General features: G+C 67.8%; 12 protein-coding genes and 1 pseudogene. 11 read left to right on the forward strand and 2 right to left on the reverse strand.

Annotated elements, in window-relative coordinates; all coding sequences use genetic code 11:
- Position 1 precedes the first annotated feature (1 nt).
- The 4 genes and pseudogenes from I2456_RS09590 (at position 2) to I2456_RS09605 (ending at position 6,404) form a co-directional block, all read left to right on the forward strand.
- Entirely contained in the window at positions 2 to 1,528 is a 1,527-nt protein-coding gene (locus I2456_RS09590) for a class I adenylate-forming enzyme family protein (RefSeq protein ID WP_085074507.1), read from the forward strand.
- Positions 1,529 to 1,844: 316 nt separating this feature from the next.
- The gene (locus I2456_RS09595; protein ID WP_085074508.1) at positions 1,845 to 2,987 is read left to right on the forward strand and encodes a PPE family protein; all 1,143 of its coding nucleotides are present in this window, start codon (positions 1,845 to 1,847) and stop codon (positions 2,985 to 2,987) included.
- Positions 2,988 to 3,035: 48 nt separating this feature from the next.
- Positions 3,036 to 3,158: pseudogene (locus tag I2456_RS29110) on the forward strand (hypothetical protein); the annotation flags it as partial.
- Positions 3,159 to 3,185: 27 nt separating this feature from the next.
- Positions 3,186 to 6,404: an acetyl-CoA carboxylase family protein gene (locus tag I2456_RS09605; protein WP_085074509.1), complete on the forward strand. Its 3,219-nt coding sequence runs from the start codon at positions 3,186 to 3,188 to the stop codon at positions 6,402 to 6,404.
- 6 nt (positions 6,405 to 6,410) lie between these two features.
- Here I2456_RS09605 and I2456_RS09610 read toward each other — a convergent pair whose 3' ends face one another.
- Positions 6,411 to 6,749 (reverse strand): PE-PGRS family protein, encoded by a 339-nt coding sequence (locus I2456_RS09610; RefSeq protein ID WP_085074522.1) that lies wholly within the window; start codon positions 6,747 to 6,749, stop codon positions 6,411 to 6,413.
- A 102-nt stretch (positions 6,750 to 6,851) separates the two neighbouring features.
- On the opposite strand from I2456_RS09610, the gene I2456_RS09615 reads away from it, so the two are divergent.
- The 4 genes from I2456_RS09615 to I2456_RS09630 all read left to right on the forward strand — a co-directional run bounded on the left by I2456_RS09615 (position 6,852) and on the right by I2456_RS09630 (position 10,512).
- Positions 6,852 to 7,619 carry an SDR family oxidoreductase gene (locus tag I2456_RS09615; protein WP_085074523.1) on the forward strand — a complete coding sequence of 256 codons (768 nt, stop codon included), beginning with the start codon at positions 6,852 to 6,854 and terminating at the stop codon, positions 7,617 to 7,619.
- Positions 7,616 to 8,800, forward strand: a complete 1,185-nt coding sequence (locus tag I2456_RS09620; RefSeq protein ID WP_085074510.1) for an acyl-CoA dehydrogenase family protein — start codon at positions 7,616 to 7,618, stop codon at positions 8,798 to 8,800. Before I2456_RS09615 ends, I2456_RS09620 begins: the two co-directional genes overlap by 4 nt.
- Entirely contained in the window at positions 8,797 to 9,900 is a 1,104-nt protein-coding gene (locus tag I2456_RS09625; RefSeq protein ID WP_085074511.1) for an acyl-CoA dehydrogenase family protein, read from the forward strand. The genes I2456_RS09620 and I2456_RS09625 overlap by 4 nt, the downstream gene beginning before the upstream one ends.
- 234 nt (positions 9,901 to 10,134) lie before the next feature.
- Entirely contained in the window at positions 10,135 to 10,512 is a 378-nt protein-coding gene (locus I2456_RS09630) for a cupin domain-containing protein (RefSeq protein WP_085074512.1), read from the forward strand.
- 48 nt (positions 10,513 to 10,560) lie between these two features.
- Here I2456_RS09630 and I2456_RS09635 read toward each other — a convergent pair whose 3' ends face one another.
- The gene (locus I2456_RS09635; RefSeq protein ID WP_085074513.1) at positions 10,561 to 11,301 is read right to left on the reverse strand and encodes an alpha/beta fold hydrolase; all 741 of its coding nucleotides are present in this window, start codon (positions 11,299 to 11,301) and stop codon (positions 10,561 to 10,563) included.
- 154 nt (positions 11,302 to 11,455) lie between these two features.
- Here I2456_RS09635 and I2456_RS09640 point away from each other — a divergent pair, with 154 nt between their 5' ends.
- The 3 genes from I2456_RS09640 (at position 11,456) to I2456_RS09650 (ending at position 13,572) form a co-directional block, all read left to right on the forward strand.
- Positions 11,456 to 12,256, forward strand: coding sequence for a thymidylate synthase (locus tag I2456_RS09640; RefSeq protein ID WP_085073231.1), 801 nt, complete (start codon positions 11,456 to 11,458; stop codon positions 12,254 to 12,256).
- On the forward strand, positions 12,253 to 12,747 hold the full coding sequence (locus I2456_RS09645) for a dihydrofolate reductase (RefSeq protein ID WP_085073230.1): 495 nt from the start codon (positions 12,253 to 12,255) through the stop codon (positions 12,745 to 12,747). Before I2456_RS09640 ends, I2456_RS09645 begins: the two co-directional genes overlap by 4 nt.
- 90 nt (positions 12,748 to 12,837) lie before the next feature.
- Positions 12,838 to 13,572, forward strand: coding sequence for a DivIVA domain-containing protein (locus tag I2456_RS09650; RefSeq protein WP_085073229.1), 735 nt, complete (start codon positions 12,838 to 12,840; stop codon positions 13,570 to 13,572).
- Positions 13,573 to 13,588: the final 16 nt, after the last annotated feature.

The raw sequence follows: 13,588 nt of genomic DNA on the forward strand, positions 1-13,588 counted from the left end.
AATGCCTGAAATAACCACGATCTCCCGCGAGCACAACCCGTACCCGCTGACCGGAGTCGTCTACGACGACAATGGAATTCCGCACTACGACCACCTGCCGGCCACGCTGCTGGAGATGCTCGCCGATCACGTCGATCGGCGCCCGGACAGCGAGGCGGTGGCCGAACTCGGCGGCGAACGGTTGACCTACCGGCAGCTGTGGGATCGTTCGGCGCGGGTTGCCGGAGGGCTGCGGGCCGGCGGGCTGAACCCCGGTGATCGTGTCGCTATCCGCTATCCCGCGGGCGTCAACTGGGTGCTGGCGTTCTGGGGCGCGGTAATGGCCGGAGGCGTTGCGGTACCGGTCAATACGCGCCTCACCCAGCCCGAGGTCGAGTTCGTATTGGCCGACGCCGGCGCGCACGTGGACCTGGCCCCCGACGGCGCGTTGCCCGACGCCGACCCGTATGTGACCGAACACCTGAAAACCGGCGACATCGCCGCCCTGTTCTACACCTCCGGGACGACCGGGCACCCCAAAGGCGTACCGACCACACACGAAGCCTTCCTGGCCAATACCGAGAACATGCTCCGCTCGTTCGGACAATCCAGTGACCTCGGTGAACAGTTCCGGACCCTGATCTCGGTGCCGCTGTTCCACGTCACCGGGTGCAACTCGCAGCTGTTGACCGCGGCGCGTGCCGGCGGCAGCTCCGTCATCATGCCCGCGCTGGACCTCGACCGGCTGATCGACACGGTGGCGGCCGAACGAATCTCCTCGCTGGTGACCGTACCCGCGGTGTATTCGCTGCTGTTGCGTCACAAGACCTTTGCCGATGCGGACGTGTCCAGTGTGCGCTGGGTGGGTTACGGTGGTGCACCCATCGCGCCTTCGCTGGTGCGCAGCGTCAAAGCCGCTTTCCCGCAGGCGACCGTGTTCAACGGCTATGGCATGACCGAAACCGCGTCCCTGATGACCGTGCTGCCGGACGCCGATGCCGTCGAGCATGCCGACTCGGTGGGTTATGCGGTCCCCTCGGTGCAACTCGGGGTCCTGCCGTACGGGAACGATCCTTATGTCGGGGAATTGGTGGCGCGCGGTGCCAACGTCACCGCGGGTTACTGGAACCGCCCGGACACCACATCGGCGACCATCGTGGATGGCTGGCTGCACACCGGCGACGTGGTGCGCGTCGACGAGGCGGGCCGGGTGCACATCATCGACCGCCTCAAAGACATCATCAACCGTGGCGGTGAGAACGTCTCCAGCGTCGAGGTCGAGGCCGCGCTCCTGGCTGCTCCCAACGTCGCCGACGCCTGCGTGCTCGCAGTCCCCGACGACGTCATGGGCGAAAAGGTCGGCGCAGTGCTGGTCGGGGAGCAGATCGACGTGCCGGCGGTCATCGAGCACTGCCGTGGGCAGCTGGCCGACTTCAAGGTGCCGCAGTACGTCACGGTCATGACGTCGCCGCTGCCGCGCAACGCCGGCGGGAAACTGCTCAAAGGCAAACTCCGCGAACAGGTTCAATGGGGTCCGGCGCTGCGCTGACGTGAGCAACGGCGTCATTTCTGCGGGCTAGCACCACAGTCAGATGACGCGTGCGCTACGGCCGTGTTAGGTCGCGGCTCACATCTTTTGAACATTCTTAGAGCACGCGGCGCCGTTCTTGACTACGGCAACAATGACACGGTCGGATTGTTAGTGACTCAGGCCGCCGACGTGCTTGAGGTCGTCGGCGCCATCGGCGCCGCGGGGGACTGCAACGGGCTGGGCGCCATCCGGGCGGCGGGTCCGCCCGAGGCAACGGACACCTCAACCGGAGCGTCGGCCGCTGACGCCCCCGACGAAAATACGGAATGTCCAAGTGGACTTTGGAGCGCTACCTCCGGAGATCAACTCCGCGTGCATGTACGCCGGCGCGGGCGCGGCGCCGCTGCTGGCGGCCGCTGCGGCGTGGCACGGCATCGCCGCCGAATTGAGCACCGCCGCCGCCTCCTTCGAGTCGGTCGTCACACGACTGACCACCGAGCAGTGGATGGGTCCCGCGTCGCTGTCGATGGTTGCCGCGGCGCAAGCCCACGTGAGCTGGCTGGCCTATGCCGCTGAATGCGCGACGCTCGCGGCGGCACAGGCCACGGCATCGGTGGCCGCTTTCGAGACCGCCTTCACGGCGACAGTGCCGCCGGCCCAGGTGGCCGCCAACCGGGCGCGGTTGGCGCACCTGACCGCGACCAACGTCTTCGGGCAGAACGGGTCGGCGATCGCGGCCACCGAGGCGCGCTACGGCGAGATGTGGGCGCAGGACGCCTCGGCCATGTACGGCTACGCCGCTTCCAGTGCGGCCGCCGGACGGCTGAGCCCGCTGACCAACCCGTCGGACGCCACGGATCCGGCCGGAATCGCCAGTCAAGCCGCGACGGTCGGCCGGGCCGCTGCGTCCGGTTCCGCCGAGCAAGTCGCTCTGGGCAGCGTCGTCAGCACCGGCCCGGACGCCGTCATGAGCCTCGCCTCGCCGGCGGCGGCCGAAGCGGGCGGGGTGGCAGACATCATCGGACTGCTGTCCCGCATCGATTCCCTCGACCATCCCTTCTTCGAGACGGCCAACCACATCCGGGCGACGTACTGGGACTTCGGCGTGGGCTTTCTCCAAATGGCTGTGCCCGCCGACGACGCCGCCGCCGACAGCGCCGGTAGCCCGGCGGCGGCGGCCGAGGTGACCCGCGCGGTGACGCCCACCACCGTCGCCGCAACACCGCTGCAGGCCACTTCGGGCACCGCAGCGTCCGTCGGTCGCTTGTCCGTGCCGCCAGGCTGGTCAACCGCAGCACCGGCGATGATTGCCGACGCGCCCGTGGAGGGCACGGGTTGGACGGTCCCCGTGGAGGACGAACCGACAGCAGGGGCCCCCGCGCCCGGCATGGTGGCGCCCGACGACGATGTCGCGTCCGCCGCAGGCCCGCGGTACGGAGTCAAGCCGATCGTCATGCCCACTCGAGGCCTGTTTTGACCGGTAACCGCGGGTGGGCGCCGCGCTGGCGAGGCCGCGTCGGTTATCGCCGCGGCGGGCAAGGGCGCCAGCGCCTACGCGCGCCCGAGATACGGGTTCCAGCCCACGGTGATGCCCAAACAAGTGGGGTGTGACGGGGAGGTGTCGGGCCGCGGCTCGGGCAGGCCGTAACCTAGCCGCTATGCGGCGGTTTCCGGTATGACCCTGCTGATCGCGAACCGCGGTGAGATCGCGCTCCGAATAGTCCGGACCGCAACTGAACTGGGCATGCCGACCGTCGCCGTCTACGCCGAGGACGACGCCGACAGCCCGCATGTGCACGCGGCCGACGAAGCGATCGGCGTCCCCACCTATCTCGACCATGCCGCGCTGTTGGCCGCCGCTAAGCAGGCCGGCGCCGACCTGATCCATCCCGGGTACGGATTCCTCAGCGAGAACGCCGAATTCGCCCGCGCCTGCGCGGCCGCCGGACTAACGTTCGTCGGCCCGGACACCGCCGTGCTCGAGCTCGTGGGCAACAAGTCGTCGGCGCGCGGCGCGGCCGTCGCGGCCGGTGTGCCGGTGCTGGCCGCGACCGAAGGGCCGAGCACCGTGGCGGACGTTCATTCGTTCTTCGCCGCGCGCGACGGCGCAATCATGCTCAAGGCGCTCGCCGGTGGCGGTGGCCGGGGCATGCGACGAGTCGAGCGCGCCGATCAGATCGACGACGCCTTCCGCCAATGTGCGGCCGAGGCGCAACTGGGTTTCGGTGATTCGGCGGTGTTCGCCGAGGAGTCCCTGGCCGGCGCGCGGCACATCGAGGTGCAGATCGTCGCCGCTCCGGTGGGACACCACACGCGGGCGCTGGCGCTCGGTGACCGCGACTGCAGCATTCAGCGCCGCTACCAGAAGCTCATCGAAATCGCTCCGGCGCAAGACCTCTCAGAGGCCATGCGCCGCAATCTGCACCAGGCCGCGGCCCGGCTGTGCGCCCGGGTCGGACTGCGCGGACTGGCCACCGTCGAATTCCTGGTCACCGAACAAAGATTCGTCTTCCTCGAGATCAATCCGCGCATCCAGGTCGAACACACCGTCACCGAGGAGGTCACCGGCGTCGATCTGGTGGCCGTCCAACTAGCCATCGCCGGTGGCGCGTCCTATTACGAGCTGCGATTACCGGCCGGAATCGCTTCGGACGGTTCGGAGATCATCGGCGAACCCGCTGGGCGCCGCGGCATCGCCATCCAGACGCGGGTCAACGCCGAGAGCATTGCCGCCGACGGCTCGGTCCTGCCGACGACCGGGACGCTGACCGCGTTCACGCCGCCGAGCGGTCCCGGCGTACGCGTCGATACCTACGGCCGGGCCGGCCTGGCGATTAGCCCCCGCTACGACTCACTATTGGCCAAGGTCGTCACACACGTCCACGGGTCCTCGTTCCCCGCAGCGGTCCGCAAGGCGCGCACCGCGCTCGCCGAGTTCAGCATCGAGGGCATCGGCACCAACCTGACTTTCTTGCGAGAGTTGCTGGGAAGCGGGGAGATCGAATCGGGTTCGGTCACCACGACCTTCCTCGACGAGAAGCTTCCCGAATTGGCGGCCGCGGCATTCTCGCATCGGCACGAGCCGCAAGCCGGCCCGGTCGAGTTGTACCCCGGCGAGGAAGCCCTGCGTACCCAACTGGCCGGCACCGTCGTCGAAATCGTCCCAGAGCGAACCGAACTCGCGGCCGGAGAGCAAGTGGTGGTGCTCGAGGCGATGAAGATGCAGCACGTGCTGATCGCCCCGAGCGCGTTGCAGACCGTGCGCAATCTGGTGGTGCCCGGGCAGGTGGTGGGGACCGGGGAACCCTTGGTCGCCTTCACCCGCACCGACGCCGGTGGCGACGGGACATCCGCCACGTCCGCGTTGGATCTCGACCGGTCCCGCGCCGATCTGGACGAGGTGCGGGAGCGGCATCGCTTGACGCTCGACGAGGGCCGCCAAGCCGCGGTTGCCAAGCGGCACAACCAAGGTCGTCGCACCGCACGGGAGAACATCGCCGACCTGGTCGACGCGGGCAGCTTCGTCGAGTACGGCGCGCTGGCGATCGCCGCGCAGCGCAGCAGGCGCTCCGAAGAGGACCTGATCGCCAACACGCCCGCCGACGGCTTGGTGGCCGGTCTGGCCACGATCGGCGCGGATCGGTTCGGCTCGACCGCGGCCGAGGCCGTGGTGGTGTCCTATGACTACACCGTGCTCGCCGGCACGCAGGGCATGCGTAACCACGCCAAGACCGATCGGGTATTCGACCTCGCGGCTCGCAAACGGGTGCCGGTCGTATTGTTCGCCGAAGGCGGCGGCGGCCGGCCCGGCGACACCGATGTGGGTGGCATGGCCGGACTCGACGTGCCGACGTTTCGGATGTTGGCGGGCCTGAGCGGACGGGTCCCTCTGGTCGCCATCGTCTCCGGGCGGTGCTTCGCCGGCAACGCTGCTTTAGCCGGGGTGTGTGACGTCCTCATCGCCACACCGGATGCGAACATCGGGATGGGTGGCCCGGCCATGATCGAAGGCGGGGGACTCGGTGTCTACCCGCCTGAGGCGATCGGGCCGATCGACGTGCAGCGGCACAACGGTGTCGTCAGTCTGGTCGCGCGCGACGAGCCGCACGCGGTGGCGCTGGCCAAGCAGTATCTGTCCTACTTCCAGGGCCCTAGCACCGATTGGGAGGCGCCCGACCCGCGACTGGCCCGACATGTCGTTCCCGAGAACCGGTTACGCGCCTACGACGTGCACCGCGCGATCGAGTCGATCGTCGACGTCGGGTCCATGCTGGAGCTGCGCGCCGACTACGGCGTCGGCGTGGTCACCGCGCTGGTGCGGGTCGAGGGCGTGGCATACGGGCTGATCGCCAACAGCAGTCACCACCTCGGTGGGGCCATCGACGCAGAAGCCGCAGACAAGGTCGGCGACTTCCTCACCCTGTGTGAGTCATTCCGGTTGCCGCTGATCTCGCTGTGCGACACACCGGGGTTCATGGTCGGGCCCGACGCCGAGAAAGACGCGGCGGTTCGACGATTCGGCCGAATGTTCATCCTCGGTGCACGGCTGACGGTGCCGCTGGGCATGATCATTCTGCGCAAAGGCTACGGTCTGGGCGCGATGGCCATGGCCGGCGGTTCTTTTCGCGCACCGCAGTTCACGATCGCCTGGCCCACCGGGGAGATCGGCGGCATGGGGCTGGAAGGCGCTGTGCGCCTTGGCTTCAGCAAAGAGCTGGCCGCCGCTACGGATGAGGCCGAGCGGCAAGCGCTGTTCGACCGATTGGTCGCTGCGGCCTATCAGCACGGCAAAGCGCTGCGCTCGGCCACCACTTTCGAGCTTGACGACGTGATCGACCCGGCGGACTCCCGGGCCTGGATCACCAGGCTGGCGGGCGCCAGCCGGTCGTCTTAGCGGTTGTTATGCGTGGCCGCCGCCGCAGCCGACGCCCGGCAGGCATCCGCTGCCACCCGGCTCACCACCGGGACCCCAGAACTGGCCTCCGTCGCCACAGCCGACACCGGGGATACAACCTTGGCCGCCCGGACCACCGTTAGGGCCGTTGTTCTGGCCGCCGGAGCCGCAGTTGCCGTTTTCGTCGCAACCGCCCCCGCCCGGGCCGGGCGGGTCGCTCTTGAACACGACGTGGGTGCCGGCCGGGCCCGTCATGGCCGGGCCGGTCCCGACGCCATCGGCTGATGCCATCGGTGCCGCGGCGATCGCTGTGGCCAGAGCCCCCGCAGCCGCTAGTGGTTTGATGAACTTTGATATCGCTACCATTCGTGACGCGTACCACATCGACAACGTGTCAAACGTCGCCCGCAAAATCCCTCTAACCAAGTGCAACAGAAGGCATACGCAATGACCTCATTGGATTTGACCGGCCGCACCGCCATCATCACTGGCGCTTCCCGCGGAATCGGATTGGCCACGGCTCAACGGCTCGCCGAGGCGGGCGCCAACGTGGTGCTGACCGCCCGCAAGCAGGAGTCGGCCGACGCGGCCGCCGCGCAAGTCGGCGAGCGCGCGGTGGGGGTCGGCGCTCACGCGGTCGACGAGGAGGCCGCCCGCCGGTGTGTCGACATCACCTTGGACCGGTTCGGCAGCATCGACATCCTGATCAACAACGCCGGAACAAATCCGGCATACGGGCCGCTGATCGACCAGGACCACGCGCGCTTCACCAAGATCTTCGACGTCAATCTGTGGGCCCCGCTGCTGTGGACCTCGCTCGTGGTCAAGTCGTGGATGGGTGAGCACGGCGGCGCCATCGTCAACACCGCCTCCATCGGCGGGCTGCACCAGTCGCCGGCGATGGGCATGTACAACGCCACCAAAGCCGCCCTCATTCACGTCACCAAACAACTGGCGCTGGAACTTTCGCCACGCATCCGCGTCAACGCGATCTGCCCCGGCGTGGTGCGAACCAAGCTCGCCGAGGCGCTGTGGAAGGACCACGAGGACCCGCTGGCCCAGTCGATCGCCCTGGGGCGGATCGGTGAGCCGGTCGACGTCGCCGACGCGGTCGTCTTCCTGGTGTCCGATGCGGCGAGCTGGATCACCGGCGAGACCATGGTCATCGACGGCGGCACGGTGCTGGGCGCCGCGCAAGGGTTCCAGAGCCGGTGAGCACCGAAGCGGACCTGACCGAGCGGGTGCGCACCCTGCTCGGCGAGCATGACCCGGCGAAGACGGACGCCCAGGACTTCCTCGGTGCCCGGTTCGACGCCGGACTGGCCTGGGTGCACTTTCCGCCCGGTCTCGGCGGGCTCGGCCTGCCGCACACCTATCAGGCCCAAGTCGACGCCCAGCTCGCCGCCGCCGGTGCACCGCCGGCCGGTGGTGGGCGCAACATCATCGGCATCGGCATGGCCGCACCCACGATCGCGGCGTTCGGCACCGACGAACAGAAGCGAAAGTTCCTGCGGCCGTTGTTCACCGGTGAACACCTGTACTGCCAGCTGTTCAGCGAGCCGGGCGCGGGGTCGGATCTGGCCGCCGCGGCGACGCGCGCGGTGCGCGACGGCGACGAGTGGGTTGTCAACGGGCAGAAGGTCTGGACCTCGATGGCCCAGCACGCGCAGATGGCCATCCTCGTCGCGCGCACCGATCCAACTGTGCCCAAACACGTTGGCCTGACGTACTTTCTGTGTGACATGAGGCAACCCGGCATCGACATTCGCCCGCTGCGCCAGATCACCGGAGAGGCCGAATTCAACGAGGTGTTCCTCACCGACGTCCGGATACCCGACACCAACCGGCTCGGCCCCGAAGGTGGGGGCTGGCGGGTGGCCACCACCACGCTGAACAACGAGCGCGTCGCCATCGGTTCGCGCTCCGGCACCCCGCGCGAGGGCAATCACATCGGCAAGCTCACCGCGGCCTGGCGCGCGGACCCGACGCTGCGCAATCCGGCCATGCACGACGAGTTGATGCGGCTGTGGGTCGAAGCCGAGGTGTTGCGGCTCAGCGGCGAGCGGCTGCGTCAGCAAGCCGCCAGCGGTCAGCCCGGACCCGAGGGCGCGGGCATGAAGATCGCATTTGCTCGTCTTGCGCAGGAGATTTCGGGTTTCGAACTGGAGTTGGACCCCCAAGCCGGGTTGCACTACGACGACTGGACCCTGCGCCGACCCGAAACCGTCGATCTGACCGGCCGCGGCCCCGGCTACCGCTATCTGCGCGCCCGCGGCAACTCGATCGAAGGTGGCACCTCGGAGATCCTGCGCAACACCATCTCCGAACGAGTGCTCGGATTGCCCGGCGAACATCGGGTCGATAAGGACGTGGCGTGGAAGGACATCCCACGATGAGCACCGGTGATCTGCTGTACTCCGACACCGAGGAGGCGTTGCGCGACAGTGTGCGCCAGTTGTTCGCCGAGCGCTGCGCGCCCGAGACCGTAGCTACAGCCTATGACGATGCGCCCCATGACTTTTCCGGGTTGTGGCGCACGCTGGCCGCCGACCTTGGGGTTGCCGGCCTGTTGGTGCCGGAAACCCTGGGCGGAGCCGGCGCAAGTGCCCGCGAAGCCGCCGTGGTGATGGAGGAGATAGGCCAGGCCGTTGCCCCGGTGCCGTTCCTGTCCAGTGCGGTGCTCGCCACGACTGCTCTGTTGCTGGCTGGTGATACCGGGACGGTGTCGTTGCTGGCCGAGGGCGCGACCACCGCGGCGCTGGTGGTGTCGTGGTTCAGCGCACCGGGCGACGCGGTCGCCGGGGTGACCAGTACTGCCGATGGTCTGACCGGAATGGTCGCCAGCGTCGCGGGTGCCGCCGAAGCCGACGTGTTGGTCATACCGGTTGCCGGTGCGAAGGGTGTTGAGCTGCATACCGTTTCGCTTGACGCCGCGGGGGTGGAGGTGTCACCTCGGTTGGCGTTCGACATGACCCGGCCGCTGGCCGACGTGCGGTTCTCGGGCGCCGCGTCGTCGCGGGTCGGTACTGGGTCGGCGGAGGCGGCGATCGGGGAGGCGTTGCAGACGGCGGCGGCTCTGCTGGCCAGCGAGCAGCTCGGCCTGGCGCAGTGGTGTTTTGCCACCACATTGGATTACGTCAAGCAGCGTAAGCAGTTCGGGCGTGCCATCGGGTCGTATCAGGCGATCAAGCACCGGTTGGCCGATCTGTGGCTGGAGGTCAATTCCGCGACGGCCGCGGCCCGGTATGCCGCGGACACGTGCGCCCGCGGTGATCAAGACGCTGCCGTCGCCGCTGCGCTGGCCCAGGCGTACTGCAGCGGTGTGGCGGTGCACGCCGCCCAGGAGTGCGTGCAACTGCACGGCGGCATCGGGATGACCTGGGAGTATCCAGCACACCTGTATCTGAAGCGGGCCAAGAGCGACCAGTTGGCCCTCGGCACCGCTTATCAGCATCGCGCCCGGTTAGCCGACCTGGTCGACCTGCCGCCCACCTAACCGCGAGCAGACGCAGAATCGCACGACACGCGGCTCATTGACGCGATTCTGCGTCTGCTCGCGAGGGTGAGGTGGGGGCCGCGCCGCTTTCGCTCGAACCGAGTTCATAGCAACACTGTTCACAGCGGACGTGCTCACAATTGCGAAAGGAAGCTCGTGCACACAAGAACTGCCAGGTTCACCCCTGGTGCAGCGCTGTCATTCGCTGCCGGGCTGGCGTTTGTCATCGCGACAATGGCCGCGGCTCCGGCCAACGCGACGCCGCCCATCGGAGTCAGCGCGGTGGTGTTGTCGAAACAAACCGTGAATGGGAAGGACTACATCGTCAGCCAGATTACGATCGCGCCGAATGGTAGTACCGGGTGGCACACGCACCAGGGCGAAATCTACGGCATCGTCAAGGCCGGCGAGCTGACTCACTACGGCGCGGACTGCCGTCAGGACGGCGTTTATGGCGTCGGAGCTCCAGTCACCGACCCGACCGGTGCCGACCACGTTCACATCGGGCGCAATGAGGGCACGGTGCCGCTGGTTCTAGAAGTCACCTACGTCGACCCGGCCGGCGCGCCCACATCTGACAGCGCATCGGACCCGGGTTGCAACTTCTCCTGAGGAGAAGTGCATTTCTCACCACACGGCGGACGGGAGTGATTGCGGGTCTCAACCCGATAGTGCCGCACCGAAGACCTCGGTCATCGCCTCCCAATGCCGCTCGGCGGCCGAGGCGCTGTAGGGCGGGTTGTCGGGGACCGCGAATCCGTGGCCGGCCTCATACCACTCGATGCGGTGCGCCACGTCGGCCGCGGTCAGCGCCTTCTCCAACTGTTCGGCGTGGTCCGCGGTGAACGAGGCGTCGTTGCGCGCGCCACCGACGTACACGAAGGCGTTCATCCGGTCGGCCAACAGGTGAGGGCTGTCGGGACCGTCGGTGACCAGTCCGCCGCCGTGGAAGGACGCCGCCGCCGCGACCCGGTCGGGAAGGCGGCCGGCCAGCAGCACCGAAATTCGCCCGCCCATGCAGTAGCCGCACACACCGAAACGATCCCCAGTCACTTCTGGGCGAGCGACCAGGTAGTCGAAAAGTGCCCCGGCGTCACGGGTGATGCGATCCGGGGTCAGGGTGCCGATCAGGAACATGATCCGTGCCCGTTCCTTGGCGTCACCGAACGCCGTCGCCATATCGAACGGGGCCCAGTCGCCCTCGCGGTAGTAGACGTCGGGCAGCAGCACCGCGTAGCCGGATCTGGCCAGCTTGGCCGCCATGTGGTCGAAGGTCTCGCGCACGCCGCCCGCGTCGGGAAACATGATCACGCCCGGCCACGGGCCCTGTCCTTCGGGGGTGAAGAGCTGGACGGGGCAGGTCCCGTCCGGTGTAGTGACGGAGTCTTTGATGTTCGGCATGGCACCCGTTCTACTCCTGCGGGCGAGACGGTTGGCCATCGGCGGCGACCCGCCGCGCCCGGCTTCGCCGCGCTTGCGATCGCCGCGGGAGATTCGGGCGGCGACCCGCCGCGCCCGGCTTCGCCGCGCTTGCGATCGCCGCTAAGCTGACCGCGTGCCGATCGCCACACCCTACGAGGATCTGCTCCGCACAGTGCTCGAAACGGGGACGGCGAAATCCGACCGCACCGGCACCGGCACCCGCAGTCTGTTCGGCCAGCAGATCCGCTACGACCTGTCGGCCGGTTTCCCGTTGCTCACCACCAAGAAGGTGCACTTCAAGTCGGTGGCTTACGAGTTGCTGTGGTTCCTGCGCGGCGAGTCCAATGTCGGCTGGTTACAGGAGCACGGCGTCACGATCTGGGACGAATGGGCAAGCGAGACCGGCGATCTGGGCCCCATCTACGGAGTGCAGTGGCGCTCCTGGCCGACCCCGTCGGGCGAGCACATCGACCAGATCAGCGCGGCGCTGGAATTGCTGCGCACCGACCCCGATTCGCGGCGCATCATTGTCTCGGCGTGGAACGTCAGCGACATCCCGCGCATGGCGTTGCCGCCATGCCACGCCTTCTTCCAGTTCTACGTCGCCGACGGGCGGCTGAGCTGCCAGCTGTATCAGCGCAGCGCCGACCTGTTTCTCGGGGTGCCGTTCAATATCGCCAGCTACGCGCTGCTCACTCACATGATGGCCGCCCAGGCCGGCCTGTCGGTCGGGGAGTTCGTCTGGACCGGCGGCGACTGCCACATCTATGACAACCACGTCGAGCAGGTCACCGAGCAGCTGGGCCGCCAACCCCGGCCTTACCCCAAACTGGTTCTGGCTGAGCGCGATTCGATCTTCGACTACACCTACGACGACATCAAAGTCGAGAACTACGACCCGCATCCGGCGATCAAAGCCCCCGTCGCTGTATGACCCATGCAGCCGAACTGGGCTTGGTGTGGGCTCAGTCGACGTCCGGCGTCATCGGGCGCGGCGGGGACATCCCGTGGCGGTTACCCGAGGACCTCGCCCGGTTTAAACAGGTCACTATGGGTCACACCGTGGTGATGGGCCGCCGCACGTGGGACTCTCTGCCCGCTCGGGTGCGACCGCTGCCGGGACGCCGCAACGTCGTCCTGTCCCGCCAGGGGGGTTTCACGGCGGACGGAGCGCAGGTGGTGGGCTCCCTCGAGCAGGCCCTGACCGATGACGACACGTGGGTGATCGGCGGTAGCGAGATTTATGCGCTGGCACTGCCGCTGGCCACCCGATGTGAGGTCACCGAGGTGGACATCGATCTGCCGCGCGACGATGATGACGCGCTAGCCCCCTTGCTCGACGAGGCGTGGGTGGGCGAAACGGGGGAGTGGCTGGTCAGCAGCGGTGGCCTGCGCTACCGGTTCCACAGCTACTCTCGGCCGTAACCGGTCATGTCCTGACCAATGGCATGGCTTGACCAAAAACTTGGGCCCTCATCGGGTTGACCAGGTGTTCGAGGAAAGGGGGAATCGGGAGTGGTAACCGAACCCGCAAAAGTGTTTTCGCGCAAGTTCTGGGGCTACGATCCGGCCGCGGTTGATGCCCAGATCGAGGCGTTGACCACCAGGCAGCAGCTGCTGCGCGACGACGTGGAGAACCTACGGGCCCGGCTGAGGAACTCCGGCGACGAAGTGGCCGCGCTGCGCAAGGAGGTAGCCCTTCTCACCGAGACCTCACCGTCGCCGCATGCGGTGCAACAGCGGATGGCCAAGATGCTGCGCAGTGCGGTCGACGAGGTTTCCCAGATGCAGGCCGAGGCGCGGGCCGAAGCCGAGGCGCTGATCGCGGCGGCCGAAGCCGAGGCCGAGGCCGAGCGGCGAAAGCACGAAGATCTATTGGCCGAGATGGCGGCGCAACGCAAATCGCTGGACGCCGAGTGCGAGGAAACCAGGGAACGGCTCGACGCCGAATTGAGCGAGATGCGCGCCGAGGCCCGAGCGGCGATCGACAAGGCATGGCAGGACGCCCAGCGCGAGCGCGAACAGTTGCTGACCGACGCCAGGCAGCGTGCTGATCGGGAGCGCGAGCAGGCGCGTCGCGCGGTGAACGAGGCCAGTCAGCAACGCATCAGGATCCTGGAGCAACTGATGGGTGTGAACCGCGATCTCGCGGCGGTGCCGGCCGCCCTGGAGGCGGCATACCAGGAGGGCAAGAATTCCCCGGAGGCGAACGGCGCCGAACACGCAGACGACAAAGTCAGCACGGGCTAGCCGCGAAGACCGGTAT

Source organism: Mycobacterium kubicae, from assembly GCF_015689175.1.
In the GTDB taxonomy this organism is placed as follows: Bacteria; Actinomycetota; Actinomycetes; order Mycobacteriales; family Mycobacteriaceae; genus Mycobacterium; species Mycobacterium kubicae.

What these genes read in the sequence shown, in the direction of transcription:
- I2456_RS09605 (WP_085074509.1), top strand. Translation starts at nt 3,186, where the DNA reads ATGACCCTGCTGATCGCGAACCGCGGTGAGATCGCGCTCCGAATAGTC.
- I2456_RS09635 (WP_085074513.1), bottom strand. Translation starts at nt 11,301, where the DNA reads ATGCCGAACATCAAAGACTCCGTCACTACACCGGACGGGACCTGCCCC.
- I2456_RS09625 (WP_085074511.1), top strand. Translation starts at nt 8,797, where the DNA reads ATGAGCACCGGTGATCTGCTGTACTCCGACACCGAGGAGGCGTTGCGC.
- I2456_RS09590 (WP_085074507.1), top strand. Translation starts at nt 2, where the DNA reads ATGCCTGAAATAACCACGATCTCCCGCGAGCACAACCCGTACCCGCTG.
- I2456_RS09630 (WP_085074512.1), top strand. Translation starts at nt 10,135, where the DNA reads ATGGCCGCGGCTCCGGCCAACGCGACGCCGCCCATCGGAGTCAGCGCG.
- I2456_RS09615 (WP_085074523.1), top strand. Translation starts at nt 6,852, where the DNA reads ATGACCTCATTGGATTTGACCGGCCGCACCGCCATCATCACTGGCGCT.
- I2456_RS09645 (WP_085073230.1), top strand. Translation starts at nt 12,253, where the DNA reads ATGACCCATGCAGCCGAACTGGGCTTGGTGTGGGCTCAGTCGACGTCC.